This is a genomic window from Methanobrevibacter sp., assembly GCF_017468685.1.
GTDB lineage: Archaea > Methanobacteriota > Methanobacteria > Methanobacteriales > Methanobacteriaceae > Methanocatella.
Genome location: NZ_JAFUHT010000007.1, coordinates 1 through 16,115 on the forward strand (window position 1 = coordinate 1; position 16,115 = coordinate 16,115).

Below are 16,115 nucleotides of genomic sequence, written 5' to 3' on the forward strand. Positions count from 1 at the left end.
ACGATTTGAAGACCTTTTTCTTCAAAACGGGATAATATTTTACCCATAAGACGTCTTTGAACAGCGTCTGGTTTCATCATTACAAAACTTTTTTGAATCATTCTTTAACCCATTTAACTTTTCTTGGAACTCTTCCGAGTTTAATCATATTTTTTTCACATTTGCTGCTACAAAAGAAATAAATTGAACCGTCTCTTTTAACGTACATTTTTCCTGTACCTTCTTCTATTTCTTTATTACAGAATGAACAAGTTCTCATGCTCTTACACCTTCTTAAGGAGTTCTAATTTCCTTAGCTTCTCTAATAGTATCAAGTAACATTAAGATATCGCCTTTTCTTACAGGACCCATAATGTTTCTTGTTAAAATTCTTCCTTTGTCTCTACCATCGAGGATTCTGCATTTAATTTGCATTACCTCACCAGTCATACCAGTTCTTTTTAAAACTTCAATGACTTCAGCAGGAGTTCCTTCTTCCATTTTATCACCGTAAAAATCCTTAAAAGAATTTATCTATTCTTTTAATTCAGCAACTTTTTCTACGATTTCAGCTACAGCAGCTTCAGCGTCACCAGCATCAACAATACATGCGGAAGCAGTACCAACAGTTAAACCAGCAGCTACGCCAACTTGTTCTTTGGTAGGTAAGTATACGTAAGGAATTTCTTTTTCATCAGCGAGAACTGGGATGTGTGCAACGATTTCAGCAGGATCAACATCTTCTGCGATTACAACTAATGCTGCATCTCCTCTTTCGATGAATTTAGTTACTTCGTTAGTTCCTTTTGCTACTTTACCGGTAGCTTGTGCGGTTTCTAATGCTTCTTCAGCTTGTTTAGCTAATTCTTCAGGTGTATCAAATTTTACATAAATGTTTGCCATAATATATACCTCCTTTTTCATCTGGCTTTAGCCATCCATCGGTAAATAATAATTTAATGTAATATATATAGTTATTATTATTTTTAACTATAGAAATTACTCAAATTATCCAATAGATGAATAATTTAATATAGTTTTTAATAATACTAATTCTTGAATAATTCATATATCACTAAATATAATCCCATAAGAAAAAATAGGGGGATTAGACTTTCAATACAAATACTTCTGAATTTCATATAATTTTTAGCAAAACTAAAAATAAAAATTTAGTAATTAATGAAATAATTCTAGAGAACTAGACAATATTAAATTAGTTTGCATAGTATATAAATGTTTGTAAAAATAGATTAAAATTAGACATTTTAGAACTTAAAAAAAATTAATGAACGATAATTTGTAAAAGAGATAGTAACAAAATTACTATCTCAAAAATGATCAATTAACAAACCTATTTGATTGCTAATTTTACATCTTCTGCTTTTACAGTTTTTCTGCCAGCGTGACGAGCAAATCCGACAGCTTTTTGTGCGATTTCGTTTCCGTAATCTTCAATTGCTTCGGTTAATGCAACTTTTGCATCATCACTTACTCTTTGTGCACCAGCATTTTTGAGAACTCTGCCCACAGGAGCAATTGGTAATTCACTCATTTATTACACCTCACATTTAACTTGTTAATTATAGTTTTAATTTGCTTATATATAAATCTATTGGTGATACTTCCCCAATTTCCCAAAATTTCACCAGTAAAAAGCATGATATTTTAACATAAATAGTGACACGAAGATATTTGAAAATGTTTTTCACAGATAACTTGAAACAAAAAAAGTGTAAATTTTGTTTGAATATAAAAGAATTAAAAGAAAAAATTAAAAGTAAAAGAGATTTAAAGCAATATTTATTTGTTCATCAAAATCTCTCTTAAAGTATCTATATCCGCATCAACCTCAGTAGGTTGAGTACATGCATCAATAGCAGTGTTAGGATCTTTAAGTAAGTGACCAGTAACTACACAAGTAATGGTTTCACCTTTATCAATAACACCTTCGTCAACAAGCTTTTTAAGACCTGCAATTGAAGCTGCTGAAGCTGGTTCCACACCGATACCCTCAGTTCTTGCAAGTAATTTTTGTGCATCAAGGATTTCTTCATCAGTTACTGTTTCAGAATATCCATTTGAATCATAGATAGCATTAAGTGCCTTTATGTCACTGACTGGAGCACCAATACGTATAGCTGTTGCAATTGTTTCTGGATTTTCAACAGGAACAACACGTTTGTCTCCTTTTTTAAATGCATTTGTAACCGGACATGCACCTTCTGCCTGAATACCAGTCATCATTGGTAAATCCTTAATGAATCCTGCATCGTAAAACTCTTTAACACCTTTCCAAATTGCTGAAATGTTACCGGCATTACCAACAGGCAAAATTATTCTATCAGGAGCCTGCCAGCCTAAGTCACGAACAATCTCATAACCAATAGTTTTTTGCCCTTCTAGTCTGTAAGGGTTGATTGAATTTAATAAGTAAAGATGTTTTTCTAATGCAAGAGCAGTCATTGCTTCTAATGCTTCGTCAAAGTTTCCGTTAATAGACATTACTTCAGCACCATGGAACATTGCTTGTGCTAATTTACCTAATGCAACTTTTCCTGAAGGTAAAAATACAATGCATCGTAATCCTGCACGAGCAGCATATGCTGAAAGTGATGCGGAAGTGTTACCGGTTGAAGCACAACCTACAGTACTTACACCTAATTCCATTGCTTTGGTCATTCCAACAGTCATTCCTCTGTCTTTGAAACTTCCTGTAGGGTTGGAACCTTCCACTTTAACATATAAATTAACTCCAAGCTCTTCTCCTAACTTGTCACATTTGCAGAATGGAGTTCCACCTTCATCAAGAGAAACTATTTTTGTTTCATCTACCGGAATACATTCTTTGAATTTCCATAAATTATCTTTTCTACCATCAAAAATGTCTTTAGAAACATCTATTTCATTGACGAGTTCAAGTACAGATCCACATTTTTCACAAGTGTAGATTACTTCATCATCGTCATATTCTTCTCCACAAGAAACACATCTTATCATAAAAAATCACATTTATATTTTTTTAGTTAATTTTATATAAAATTTAAGTAAAAATCGAAGAGACAAAATCTGCAATAGGTATTGTCAGATACACTTCAATAAAACCGGCAATTGCCATCAGAATTGCAGATACCATTAAAAGCAAAATTGCCTGCTTTAATTTATCAAAATTTTCAACATATGATGTATAAAACGATTTATTCTCCTCTCCAAACCATGTTTTAATTAAGTTATATGCAAATCTGAACAAAACAAAACCTGATGAACATGCAAGTATGCATGAAGAGAATTCAAAAATGCCATGAGGAATCAATAACAACACAGTATTGAATAAATTACCGGTAGTTGCTGTAAAATACCCTACAAAAAAGCCGTTGAATGCCAATATTAATGCTGAAAAACAAAAAAGCAATCCAAAAATAAACATTAGAAATACAATTCTTATGTTGTTTGAGAATATGCTTTGAAATGTTAATTGTATATTGCCTGATTTAACCTGTTTTGAAAACGCATCAACAACAGGATCCAAAATACTGTGCAGGTAAGGCTCTAAAAAATAGCCCAATATTAAAGAGATTAATAAAATAGCTACTGAAACACCAATAGCCAGTTTATTTTCAGCAAATGCTAATTTAATTTCTTTTTTCAAATCCAACATTATATCAATGTTTTAGCAATTTCTGCTGCTTCAATCTGTTTTTCATGCAATTCATCCATGAATTTTTCCATCAAATCAGCAGTTTTCATTTTACAGTCCCCGCAACGAAGAGTTCCGTTTAGGCAATCCTGCCTGATTTGAGCTAATTCCTCATCGTCATCGATGAAATGATACAAAAGCATTTCATAAATTACACATTTATCCACTTCTCCGCCCAGTTCTTCCTGTTCTTTTAGGGTTTCTCTTCCACCGGTTTTAGCGGATTTCACTTTTTTAACAGCACTTTTTGTATCATCATTCAAATAAATTGCTGTTGCAGGTTTTGAACTGCTCATCTTATCTCCTGTCAAACCGGTCAGGAATCTGTGATATGTTGATGCTGGTTGTATGAATCCTTCCTCTTCATGCAATCTGTGAGCAATATCTCTTGTTAGTCTAATGTGTGGGTCCTGGTCTATTCCTACTGGAACAACAACCTTTTTTGGACCTCCAAACTCTTCAATCTGTGGAAGCAAAATATCTGCAACCTGCATTAATGGAGCCTGTACATGTGCGATATTGGTTGAATTTTCAAATCCGTAAATCGCCTTAAGTTGGCTGAAATTGGTTTTGTTTGCAGATTTGAATGCAAGATTTTGCAATGCCTGATTTTGTGATTGCAAGTAAACATTAACATTGTCCTTTTCAAGGTCAAGGCCTAATGCAATCCAATTTGTCAGATATTCATTGACTGCAATTTCACGGCCTTTTTCAAAACTGATATTACGTGCTGCGTATGCTTCAAGGTCTGCAATAGGTAAAGACAACATTGCTCCCATATCCTGATACCATTTAAGCTGGTCGACTACCATTTTATGACCTATATGCATCTGTCCACTTGGCATCATACCGGATACGACTGCAAAGTCTTTATTTTGATTAATCAAATTGTTTATCTCATTGAATTCCCTGTGTCCAAAAATTACTCCTCTTTTCATCAGTCTTTGAGGATTTTTTACATCATCAACAATATCTGAAATTTTTCCTATACCAAATTGGTTAACTAACTTATCATAATCTAGGCTAAATGATGCCCATGGATCAATTAAATCTGCCATTTTATCACCATCAGTAACATTAAATTAAATTTATAATTAAAAATTATTATAGTTATAATAGAATTATATAAAAATATAAATGATTTCTTTAATTAAACTTATGGTCTTGTCCATTCCACATTATAGTATGTTATATCAAAATCCTCATCAACAATAGCAAGTAAAAGTTTTTTGTTAACACCATGTGAAACCCTAACATAACTTGCAAAATCAAGTGCATTGATATCATAATTTTCAAAAATAATCTTAACCAAATAATCGGAATGTCCCTGACCAGGCCCTCCTCCACGATTATACAATCTAAATTCGGAACCGTATTTAAAACCGGTTTTAATAACAAAACCACGGTCTTTTAAATCACGATAAACAATATATTTAGCATAGAGATCTTGCTGTTTAATTAAATCAATCAGATATCCTATACTGCATTTAACATCATCTTCATAAATGTTTAAACGCCCTTTTTCAAGCAAATAACATGCCTCAATTAATGAAAGATGTAAAAAATCTGCTTCGATTTTACCAAACTTGCTTTTTTCATGCAAAGCTACCGGTCTTTTACTTCCTTCCTCAATTTTAATTGAAACAATATCATTAGACAAATCTCCACGCATTAAAACACCACAAAAAGAAACAAATTATATTTAATGCTAATACTTTTGAAAAAAATATTATATAAAATTTTTGTAAAAAAAGAAATAGATAAGTTAAATTCTAATAAAAATATTATTAGCCATTTCTACAGGAATATTTAACTCATTTTCATCTATTGAAACTAAATAATGATTACCAATACGGTTCTCATTGTATTCATATTTTAAATGTTGACCAACTTTAATACCAGTTCCAGCAATATCATCTAAAAGATCATCATTACCGCGTATGAATGATATAGTACCTTCAGAATTGCCAGTTAATTCAGAAATTGATAATAAATTGAATTTTCTGTTGATAACTTGGTCAAAGTCTTTTTGTGAGAAGCACTCTTGACAGCTGCCAAAGTCAAAATCACAGGCAGGAATAACATTTTCATCAGGACATAAATCAGGGTGATGCAGCATAGTACATAAAGCTCTTTCAGCTTCATCAGATAAAGTATGTTCCATTTCACAAGCTTGCTCATGAACATTTTCTTCTTTAACTTTTAAAACATCCAATAAGAATTTTTCCAAAATCCTATGTTTTCTTGTGATTTTTTGAGCTATCTTCATACCTTCTTCTGTTAAAGTAGCTCCTTTATATGGTGTATATCCAATGTATCCAAGATCCTCAAGTTTTTTAAGCATCTGAGTTACACTTCCAGGCGCAATACCCAAATCCTTTGATAATTGTGTTGTGGAAACCTGTTCCCCATTACTACCATTACGATAGAGAACTTCCAAATATTCCTCAATATTTTCACTAATTTTACCTTCAGCCATGAAAGTCACCTACATTTATAATTGATTAAATATTTATTAAAAAGAGTATAAAAAAGTTTTGGTAAACCTAAATGAAATTGAAAATTAAAAATAAAAAAAGAAAAAAAATAATTAGAATGACAGACTTGTATAAATTCCCTTAAGGGTAAAAGACTTAGTATTCCAATTAGATATTTTTCCAAGTGAATTTTTAGAACTTGTCGCATCAGCACAAATCCATTTTCCATCAACCAATACTTGAGCCCATACGTGACCGTATGTACTTCCACTAGTAAATGTACAAGATCCGTGAACATATCTGGCTGCAAGTCCTGCAGTTCTAAACATTGCAACTAAAAGGTGTGAATGATCCACACAATTTCCTTTCTTAGCAGATAAAGTTCCAGCAGCACCATATTTAGTATTGTAATAGAAACTGTATGATAATGTATCCCTTACATAATTAAATATTGCAGTCGCCTTATCCAAATCACTAGTTAAACCGCTGGTTAAAGTAGTCACAACCTTTTTAATAGCTGAATTACCTACTTGACAATTGGTAGTGGACTTTAAATAATCTGCCACATTAATACTGCCAGCATTTTCATTTAAACCTTTACCAGTGATTGATATTGAAGAACTGCTACTGCTACCACTTGATGAAGCATAAACAATATTTACTGTTGCCGGCAATCTTGAATTAGTACCATAAAATGTCAATATTCTGGAGAATGAATCAACAAGTTCAGAATATATAATATTACCTAAAGAAGATGAAGCGTAGTTAGGAGCTCTATTGTTGCTAACAATAAAGTTTGCTACATTTTTAGCTAATGTAATATAATCTGAAGAAGCCAATTGACTGTTAATGGTAGCTCCTGAAGGAGAAGTTGGTTCTGAAACTCCAGTTAATATACTAATCGCATTCTTATTAGAATTACCAAGCTGATAAATAGCCTGACTCATCACATATAAGAATTCAGCTGAAGTGAAAGTGTATCCTCCAGTTGTAATTGTATTTGGTAATCTGCCGTTTGATTTATAAAATGTTTGCAAATTAGTTGCACCAGTAACAATGTCTTTAATAGATATGGTTTTAGATGAGCTAACAGTTAATGAATTAAAATTAGCTGAATTTGACATACCATATCTAAATAGAATTGCTCCAGATGCTCCACCATTATATGCTGCATTAATATCAGTATTAAGACTTGATAAAGACAGTAATGTTGTATCCTTATCGGAATTGTAACCTTGCAATCCTGCCCAGACAGCAGCCCCTTTTGAATTTTGAACATACCATTTAGTAGTTGTAGTAATCCAAGAGGAATCACTGCCATAATTACCTTTATAAATCATCGGAATGACAATATCCATGTACTGACTTAGTGTAGCATAATCCTGACCGTAATACTTTTCACTGCTTGTAGTCTCAGGCATTAAAGCACATGAAACTTTCAGATTGCTATTAACTGATTTTATAGCTGAAACAGCCTGTTTTACAAATGAATTAATAGCTGCAGTACCACCTTCATTTTTATATGCTGCATTTTCATCAGAACCGGAATATCTTAAGTAATCCAAATGAATTCCGGAAAGACCTTTAATTGCAGAGTAAGTTTTGATTTCATTTATTTTCTGATTAAAGTAAGCAGTATTTTCATTACCATTCTTAACAGGATTAACCCAACCGGTATCACCAGAATAGAAAGCTTGAACCCACATGTGAACATTTATTCCAACACTACTTGCACTGGAAATCCATGATTCAACACCTGATTTTCCATAAAGTTCATATGCTTTGAAATTCAGGAAAATGTCAGTTACTCCTTTTGATGACAAATCATTCAGATTAACACTTTTCATATCAGAACCGTAAAGCCAATATCCCGCATGCTTTGAAACGGACTTTTCCTTAATTGTAATTGTACTTGATCCGGTTTTCGCATTGATTTTGGAATCTTTAGCTATAGAATAGGTCAATGTATGTTTACCTGCAGCCAACTTGAAAGATAATGATGCAATACCATTTGAGTTAGTGGTTTTAGTATACTTTTTACCATCCAAATTGAAAGTGATTGTCTTTTTTTGTAAAGGAACACTTCCAGCGCTAACAGCAACTTTGAATGTTGCAGTTGACCCCTGAGTAAATGTAGTTCCGCTTTTTACAGTAAACTTAGGATTTTTAGTGGCAATGATAGTAACTTTACTTGAAGTACTTGATGCCTTGTAATATCCCTGTTTAGCAAAGCTATATTTTACAGTATATACTCCCACCTTAAGTGAAGGCAGTTTAAGATATGCAATACCATTTGCATTTGTTTTTTTAGAATATGTTTTACCATTAACCTTAAACTTAATTATTTTACCTTTTGCCGGTGCATAACCGAAAGCATTAAGCAATTTTACTTTAATAGTTTTTGAATCACTTTTTAGGAAAGTGTAAGTGTAAGCAGTTAATGAAGTCTTACAGGATGTTACAACTTTTACCTTATTGGTTTTAGTCAAACCGTCAGTATTATAAGATATTATTTTATAAGTACCTTTTTTAAGAGTTTTTAAAGATAAACTTGCAACTCCCTTACTGTTTGTTTTTACTTTGTATATTTTTCCCTTAATCTTAAACTTAATAGTTTTTTTAGCTAAAACCTTACCATTACTTTTTAAAAATGTTGCATAGAATTTTCTTCCGTCTGTATAAACTTTAGAAATATCACTTGCAGTAATAGTGGACAATATCTTAAAAGTTTTAGTCAAACTGTAACCGGTTGCAGGATTGACCGCAACAACTTTATAGCTTCCAGGTTTAAGATTAATTGCCATTGAAGCGACTCCATTTGCATTAGTTTTTTTGGTGTATGTAACACCATTGACAGTAATTTTAACATTGGTATTGGCCAATGGATTACCGTAAGCATCTAAGAATGTTGCAGTGTATTGAGTGCTTCCTTTATAATATTTAGTGATATCCTTTGCAGTGATTGTCTTAGATACATCAATTTTTGAAGAAACATTGCTTTCACTTTTCACATCATTATTTGATGCTGAAAGATCTGCAATCCCACCATCACTACTTAAAGACTCTTCACTATTCGAGTTAGTTGATAAAGTATTTGAATTTTCAGATTCTAAAACTTCTTCACTTGATAGAGAAACTTTAGATGAATCATTATCAACATTTGAATCACTTGATACAGAAATTTCTGATGAATCAGCAGTATTCTCCAGTGGGACTGATACATCTGATGTGTCATCTACTAAGCCAATAGTATCCGAATCTGTAACATTAACATCACTTGCTGAAATGGCACTGACTGTTAAAACAGTTGTGAGTAATATTAACAAAGTGAGTATTTGTTTGTTCAAAATAATTTACCTCCATAACAATTTTTTTAAACATCCATGAGACTCTCATCTCACTTCAACAATATTTATTGCAAATATCTTATATAAAGCTTTTTATTTACTAAAACTAATAAAATGAGCCTAATTTTTAAAAATAAAATTAAAACTTAATGAAAATAAAGTATAAAGCAAAAATATTTCTGAATAAAGCTATAAAATAATTTAAAGATATGAAATAATTTTTAAAGAAAGTTAAATATATTAAAATTAAAACAATAATAGAAAAGCTTATAATATAAAATAGGACAAAATTAAAAGTTATTTAAACGAAAATCATTGATTGAAGTTCAATTAGAATAAAAATCAATTAATTTAACATTGTATTTTAAAAAATAAGTAAGAAAAATAAAAAAAATAAAAAGTTGTAAAATTTTTAATTTTACATCATTGGAGGCATTCCACCCATACCGCCTGCTGGAGGCATTGGAGGCATACCGCTTGCATCATTACCAGACTCATCAGGTCCAGTGGAATTGAGTGCATTTCTTGCTGCAATCATGTCATCAATACGTAGAATCATTTCTGCAGCCTCACCAGCTGATTGAAGTGCTTGGATTTTAACTCTTAAAGGTTCAATAACACCAGCATCTTTCATGTCAACTACTTTACCTTCAAATACATTGATTCCAATGAATGGAGAGTCTTCATGAGCAGCTTTCAAATCAGCAATTAAGTTAATGGTATCCAAACCTGCATTTTCAATTAAGGTTCTTGGGATAACTTCTAAAGCTTCAGCATATTTTAAGATAGCTAACTGTTCCCTTCCACTTACAGATTCACCATATTCTCTTAATTGTTTTACTAAATCAATTTCACAAGCTCCACCACCAATGAGAACTTTTCCTTCTTCGATGGTTGCTCCAACTACACCTAATGCATCATCAAGTGCTCTTGCGATTTGTTCGGTGACGTAACGAGTACTTCCTCTTAATACAATTGAAGAAGCTTTAGGATTTTCACACTCTTCGATTAAAGTCAATTCATGATCAAATATTTTATCAAGATATACGTGACCGGCATAACCTAATTTTTCTTCGGATAAATCTTCAATGTCACTTACAAGTTTTGCACCGGTAGCTTTTGCAATTCTTTCAATGTCAGATTTTTTAACCCTTTTGAAAGCCATGATTCCTGCTTTTTTAAGGTAGTGTTCTGCCATGTCATCAATACCTTTTTGACAGAATAATACGTTACATCCAGAGTCAACTACTTTTTGAACTAAGTCTTTAATCATGTCTTCTTCCTGTTTAAGGAAGGCTTCAAATTGGTCAGGACTGGTTATGTCAATTTTTGCATCAGTATTGATATCTTTCAATTCAATAGGATATTTCATTATAGCAATTTTTGCATCTTCAACATCTTTAGGCATGTTCTTGGATAAAGGAGCCTTATCAATGATGATTCCTTCTGCTAAAAATGAATCTTCAACAGAGTCTCCTGAAACTCTTTGAATGTTAATATTGTCAATGTCAGATTTTCCATCTTCTTTGATTCTTAAAGCTGCTTTTACAACTAAATCTGCCAAGTGTTCTTTTGCATAATCTGATCCTTTACCACTCATTGCAGTTACAGCTACTTTTTTAAGAGTTTCTTCATCATCAGCATCAATTGCAATGCCATCTAAAAGTTCCACTGCTTTTTTAGTTGCGTTTCTAAATCCTTTTACAACAACTGATGTTGCAATTCCATCATCCAATAACTCTTCAGCTTTTGATAATAATTCACCTGCAATAACAACAACAGAAGTGGTTCCATCTCCAACTATTTCTTCTTGTTTTTTAGCAGTTTCTACAAGCATTCTAGCTGCAGGCTGATTGATTTCCATTTCTCTCATGATGGTTGCACCATCGTTGGTGACAGTAACATCACCTAATGAACTTGTTAACATTTTGTCCATACCTTTAGGACCTAATGTGGTTCTTACGATACCTGCTAATACTTTAGCAGCTGTGATATTCATTCTTAAAGCATCTCTTTTTGAATATCTTTCAGTTCCTTCAGGAAGGATAAATATTGGTTGATTTGCCATTTAATAATCACCTAAATTTTTTTAATAAAATATATAAAACTAAATTTTTATACATTATTAAATAGGTAAGAGGTAATATAAAAATATTGCCCATTAAAGTAACTTTAGGTGTGTTAAGTGTACGAGGAAATAATAAGTGAAATCAAATCAAACTTAGGTACAAACAAAGAATTGAATAGACAATATTTATCTTCACAAATTGAAGTTTATAAAGACCATCCCTACAACAAAGAAATAATAAAAGAGATTTCACGCATGATGTGGGATTGTCTAAGCGAAGATGAAAAACAGGAATATAACGAGATTGCTAAAAAAGAAAACCCTATACTGGACATTTTAAATGATATCTACTTTGATATTGAAAATGGAAATTACAAAATTCCCCTGGAAAAGCTTGACAAATTCATGGAAACTTTTCCGGGAATGTTTGAAGATGATAAAGTCAGCGAATATCATTTTTTCACAAATCCTTTAGAAGAAATGGTTTTTAGGAAATATATAGGATTGAAAAAAGAATTAAGATACATTCCGGACAATCAGCCTTTGCTTGACCTTTATTATGTTTATGGATTTTTGCTTCTTGAAACAAAGCAATATGATAAAGCAGAAGAGTATTTGAAAAAAGCCCTAAAAATCAATCCTGTTTCAGCAAGAATAATTCTTGAATTGACTGAAATTTATAAAGTACACACCTACACATACAACGAATATTTTATTCGCACATGTGATGCATTAAAATACGCCTATTACCCACAGGACATAGCAAGATGCTACAGGAATCTTGGATATTATTATATTGAAGAAAATCAGATGAAAACAGCCTTGGCATTATTAATCTACAGTATGGAATATGAGGCAAGTCCTCTTGCCTACAGAGAGATTAAAGACATACAATCAAAAAATAATTTAGAATTATCCATAACTGAATGCATTGAAATAATTAGAAACAAAAATATCCAATTGGGAATAAATCCTTTTGTTTTAGATTGTCTTGATGAATTCATAAAGGAATATGAAGAAAACAAATTATATCACCAATTATTATACTTTTTGGAACTTAAACTGAATATAACAAATGATGAAAAAATCCTGGAAAAAATAAGGAATATTGAAAAAAATATTAAATAATATATAATTATATATAATATAATAGGTGATTTAAAATGTGTTCAACTGGAGGCCCAATGGCTGATATAGATTTGAAAAAATTAAAAACCAAAAAATACCATTGCAAAGACTGTGGAAATTCCTTTAAAGGACTTGGAAAAAAAGTAGTTTGCCCATCTTGTCAAAGTGACAATGTGGTGCTTGCAGAGTAAATTCACATTTACTCTCTTTTTATTTTTTTAGTGATAAAATGAATATTGATTTTAAAGATGATGAAATACTGTTTCTTGAAGGTGAAACCGGAATTGTAGGTGTTGTGAAAGTTTCCTATGAAAACAAAATGCTTTTTATTGCAACACAGGACAATGAGGAAATAGTCCAGTTTTTAGAATCAGATGATATTATCGCCGTATCAAACTTTAAAAAAGACAAACGAGCAATTAGATCACAGGCTTATCTCAGCCGTGAAGAATCATCTCCATTAGTTATCCTGAATAAAGACCATCCATCTACAAAACGTCTGGAAACAGTCATATCAATAGGAGATGAAGTAAACTTAAACTGCAATATTACACCTGGAACACATCCTGAACAGAATGTATTATGCTCTTGTGACAGTTTATCAGGGTTGAATATAATCAAAACACATAAAGGCGTTAAATTAAATAAAGAATTTACAAATTACACTATTGAAAAATTTTAGGTTAAATAATGTTGTTTATTGATTCCTTTTATATGTTTTTAGGCCAATTGGTTGTTTTTTTAGCCATACTGATTGTTATACTTTTTATAGTAGTATTAATTTTAGGTTATTTGATAGCTCGTAAAAACCAAATCAAATTTCCAAGATTTCTCCTATACATAGTTGATTTATTATACTCTCCATTTAAGACAATAGCTCATTTTTTAGGTTTGGATGATCATTTAATAGACAATATTGCAATTAAAGTGCGCGATGACATAAACAAGGAACGTTTCAGAAATATTCCTGCAGAAAAAACTTTAATATTTTTACCTCATTGTTTAAGGCACAAGGATTGTCCTGCAACCCTTCAAAAGGAAGGTCTTAACTGCACTGAATGCGGATTATGTTCTATTGGAGTAATCAAGAAAAAAGCAGAGCCGTTAGGCTACAAATTATATATTGTTCCTGGATCAAGTTTTGTTAAAAAAATAGTTATGGAAAATAAGTTTCAGGCAGTTATTGGAGTTGCCTGTCATGAGGATTTAAATCAGATGATGATGCTACTATCAGATTTCTGTCCTCAGGGAGTTTTGCTTGAAAAAACAGGTTGTTTTGAAACAAAAGTGAATGTTAAAAAAGTATTTGAAAAAATAGATTCAAAATACTAACTACTTACAATCAATCTAAACTTCGCCACAATAACTACAACAAATAGCATTAACCTCATAAACTCCATAATCATCAAAGTATTTACTACCCACCTAGTTCCATTACCACCTAATTTGCAGCAATCTCAGTACCATTTGGTAAGATAAACTAGTAATTTATAGACATAACGATTTTGACTGTGGAAATAGAATATAAAAAAAATAACTATTTAATTATCAACCTTATATTGTTGGAAAACATATCAACAATATTACAGGATAATATTTCAATCCCACCAATCCTCAGTCAAGAAGTTAATAATATGCTTTTTCTCAACTCCTTCGTAATCGTATTCATTATCATCTTTTGTAATTAAATATTTAGGATAATTATCATTAATTTTTAGTAATGGGCCAAATTCTCTATCACGAGTACTTTCCTGATTAACCTCGTAGGAAACTTGGAAATATCTTTTTAATCCATTTTTTTTGGCTACAAAATCTATTTCTTTTTTGCCCACATTACCTATGGTTACTTCATATCCCCTTCTGACAAGTTCCATATACACTATATTTTCAAGGATTAATTGTGCATCTCTTTTGTTGTGGCCATAGATTGCTTGTCTGAATCCATGATCTGTTAAATAGAATTTTTCGTTTGTTTTTAATATGCCTTTGCCCATGATATTTTCTCTGCGCACTCTGTTGATAAAACATGCATTTTCAAAATAGGTTAAGTAATTATATATGGTTTCACGTTTGGAATGCCTTTTGGCTCGTGTTTTAAGATAATCGGATACACTTTTAGCTGAGAAATGATGTCCGACATTCATTATCACAAATCGTATTAATTTATCCATTAAATCAATTCTGCTTACATTTGCCCGTTTGAGCACATCCTCATAGACTATTGAATTGTAGACATCATGCAGGTATCTTTTTTTCTGGTTGTCCTGATTTTCAATTACATCATGTATGAATGGCATTCCTCCCCATTTCAGATAATCATCAAAAAGTTTATTTAATTCAATTGTGTTTCCTTTTTGTTCATTGATTTCTATTACCTCTTTAAATGAGAACGGATAAATGTCAAATGCCATGTAACGTCCGGTGAGGAATGTTGCAAGCTCTCCGGATAACAGTTTAGCATTAGACCCAGTAACATATATGTCTACATCAAAATCGACGATGAATCCGGATAAACTTCTTTCCCACCCTTCAACGTTTTGAATTTCATCAAAAAATAAATAATATTTTTCATTGGGGTTTTTTATGAAATTGGAAACATATTCAGTTAAATCATCTTTATCAGAAATATCCTGATAGTGCATGGAATCGAAATTGATTTCTAGGATATTCCCCTCTGAAATTCCCATTTCAATCAGTTCATCTTTAATTTGTTTTAGTAATGTAGATTTGCCGCAACGTCTAATACCTGTTAAAACTTTAATTATTTTTTTTCCAATTAATGGACGTATTTCTTCAAGATACTGTTCTCTTTTAATCATAGGCATCACTTGTTATATTATATGATTTAATTAATATAAATTTTTTACTATTGAAAGTAACTTTTTTTAAAAAAAATATAAAATCTACTTTATAAAGTAGTTTTTTTTAATATGAAGACAATATTTACTTTATAGTGTATTTTTTTAGAAAGTAAAAAATATTTTTAGATTATCATAATGACATTGTAATTCTCATAATAACCATTCATAATATTTGAATGATAATTGAAAATATTTAATTAATATATTGTTAAAAAGTAGTGTAGAGAGAAAAGTTATACAACTACCGCATGAGTATTCATATAATATAACTCTCCTCAAAATAATTTTAATTAATTAATAATTTAATTTTTAAGTTATAAATAATTAATAGCTATTAAATTAATACCCACATATATAATACTTTAGAAATGAATAACACAAGTCATTTTTGGAAACATTAATATCAAAAACTGATAAAATAAACTTATCGAGTTGACTATGGAACTTAATTATGAGGGGTAGAAAAATAGTAATTTACATGTTGATGATTAGGTATTATTTTGGTTGATGATTAAAGTTGATGATTACATCCTTAAGTCAGATAAACTGATAATTTAT

At 31.2% G+C, this 16,115-nt stretch carries 17 protein-coding genes; 4 read left to right on the plus strand and 13 right to left on the minus strand.

All coding sequences use genetic code 11. The features are described from left to right. The 12 genes from IJ258_RS01115 to thsA form a co-directional block, all read right to left on the minus strand. Nucleotides 1-101, minus strand: a 101-nt coding sequence (locus IJ258_RS01115; protein ID WP_292801823.1) for a nucleoside-diphosphate kinase, incomplete at its 3' end; no start/stop codon positions are given. Further along, complete coding sequence (locus tag IJ258_RS01120) at nucleotides 98-259, minus strand: 50S ribosomal protein L24e (RefSeq protein WP_116669817.1); 162 nt, start codon at nucleotides 257-259, stop codon at nucleotides 98-100. The genes IJ258_RS01115 and IJ258_RS01120, both read right to left, overlap by 4 nt. A 14-nt stretch (nucleotides 260-273) precedes the next feature. Continuing rightward, a complete protein-coding gene (locus tag IJ258_RS01125) occupies nucleotides 274-480 on the minus strand; it encodes a 30S ribosomal protein S28e (protein WP_292801795.1) in 207 nt (68 codons plus the stop codon). Nucleotides 481-513: 33 nt separating this feature from the next. Then, nucleotides 514-882 carry a 50S ribosomal protein L7Ae gene (gene rpl7ae, locus IJ258_RS01130; RefSeq protein ID WP_292801797.1) on the minus strand — a complete coding sequence of 123 codons (369 nt, stop codon included), beginning with the start codon at nucleotides 880-882 and terminating at the stop codon, nucleotides 514-516. A gap of 451 nt (nucleotides 883-1,333) precedes the next feature. After that, on the minus strand, nucleotides 1,334-1,534 hold the full coding sequence (locus IJ258_RS01135; RefSeq protein ID WP_292801799.1) for a histone family protein: 201 nt from the start codon (nucleotides 1,532-1,534) through the stop codon (nucleotides 1,334-1,336). 248 nt (nucleotides 1,535-1,782) lie between these two features. Continuing rightward, entirely contained in the window at nucleotides 1,783-2,979 is a 1,197-nt protein-coding gene (thrC, locus tag IJ258_RS01140; RefSeq protein WP_292801801.1) for a threonine synthase, read from the minus strand. 43 nt (nucleotides 2,980-3,022) lie between these two features. Beyond that, a complete protein-coding gene (locus IJ258_RS01145; protein ID WP_292801803.1) occupies nucleotides 3,023-3,637 on the minus strand; it encodes a stage II sporulation protein M in 615 nt (204 codons plus the stop codon). Further along, a complete protein-coding gene (locus tag IJ258_RS01150) occupies nucleotides 3,637-4,734 on the minus strand; it encodes a tryptophan--tRNA ligase (RefSeq protein WP_292801805.1) in 1,098 nt (365 codons plus the stop codon). Before IJ258_RS01150 ends, IJ258_RS01145 begins: the two co-directional genes overlap by 1 nt. Nucleotides 4,735-4,832: 98 nt before the next feature. Beyond that, nucleotides 4,833-5,348, minus strand: a complete 516-nt coding sequence (gene endA, locus IJ258_RS01155) for a tRNA-intron lyase (RefSeq protein WP_292801807.1) — start codon at nucleotides 5,346-5,348, stop codon at nucleotides 4,833-4,835. 93 nt (nucleotides 5,349-5,441) lie between these two features. Continuing rightward, nucleotides 5,442-6,155, minus strand: a complete 714-nt coding sequence (locus IJ258_RS01160; protein ID WP_292801809.1) for a metal-dependent transcriptional regulator — start codon at nucleotides 6,153-6,155, stop codon at nucleotides 5,442-5,444. Nucleotides 6,156-6,266: 111 nt separating this feature from the next. Beyond that, nucleotides 6,267-9,500 (minus strand): transglutaminase domain-containing protein, encoded by a 3,234-nt coding sequence (locus tag IJ258_RS01165; protein WP_292801811.1) that lies wholly within the window; start codon nucleotides 9,498-9,500, stop codon nucleotides 6,267-6,269. Nucleotides 9,501-9,918: 418 nt separating this feature from the next. Continuing rightward, complete coding sequence (gene thsA / locus IJ258_RS01170) at nucleotides 9,919-11,568, minus strand: thermosome subunit alpha (protein WP_292801813.1); 1,650 nt, start codon at nucleotides 11,566-11,568, stop codon at nucleotides 9,919-9,921. A gap of 117 nt (nucleotides 11,569-11,685) precedes the next feature. On the opposite strand from thsA, the gene IJ258_RS01175 reads away from it, so the two are divergent. The 4 genes from IJ258_RS01175 to IJ258_RS01190 are packed head-to-tail and all read left to right on the plus strand — an operon-like array spanning nucleotide 11,686 to nucleotide 14,028. Continuing rightward, nucleotides 11,686-12,696, plus strand: coding sequence for a tetratricopeptide repeat protein (locus IJ258_RS01175; RefSeq protein ID WP_292801815.1), 1,011 nt, complete (start codon nucleotides 11,686-11,688; stop codon nucleotides 12,694-12,696). A 56-nt stretch (nucleotides 12,697-12,752) separates the two neighbouring features. Next, complete coding sequence (locus IJ258_RS01180) at nucleotides 12,753-12,887, plus strand: hypothetical protein (protein WP_292801825.1); 135 nt, start codon at nucleotides 12,753-12,755, stop codon at nucleotides 12,885-12,887. Between the two features lie 38 nt (nucleotides 12,888-12,925). Next, entirely contained in the window at nucleotides 12,926-13,378 is a 453-nt protein-coding gene (locus IJ258_RS01185; protein WP_292801817.1) for a hypothetical protein, read from the plus strand. Between the two features lie 8 nt (nucleotides 13,379-13,386). Next, nucleotides 13,387-14,028 carry a DUF116 domain-containing protein gene (locus IJ258_RS01190; protein WP_292801819.1) on the plus strand — a complete coding sequence of 214 codons (642 nt, stop codon included), beginning with the start codon at nucleotides 13,387-13,389 and terminating at the stop codon, nucleotides 14,026-14,028. Nucleotides 14,029-14,294: 266 nt separating this feature from the next. Here the strand turns inward: IJ258_RS01190 and IJ258_RS01195 are convergent, their stop codons facing one another. Then, the gene (locus IJ258_RS01195) at nucleotides 14,295-15,515 is read right to left on the minus strand and encodes an ATP-binding protein (RefSeq protein ID WP_292801821.1); all 1,221 of its coding nucleotides are present in this window, start codon (nucleotides 15,513-15,515) and stop codon (nucleotides 14,295-14,297) included. Between the last annotated feature and the right edge of the window lie 600 nt (nucleotides 15,516-16,115).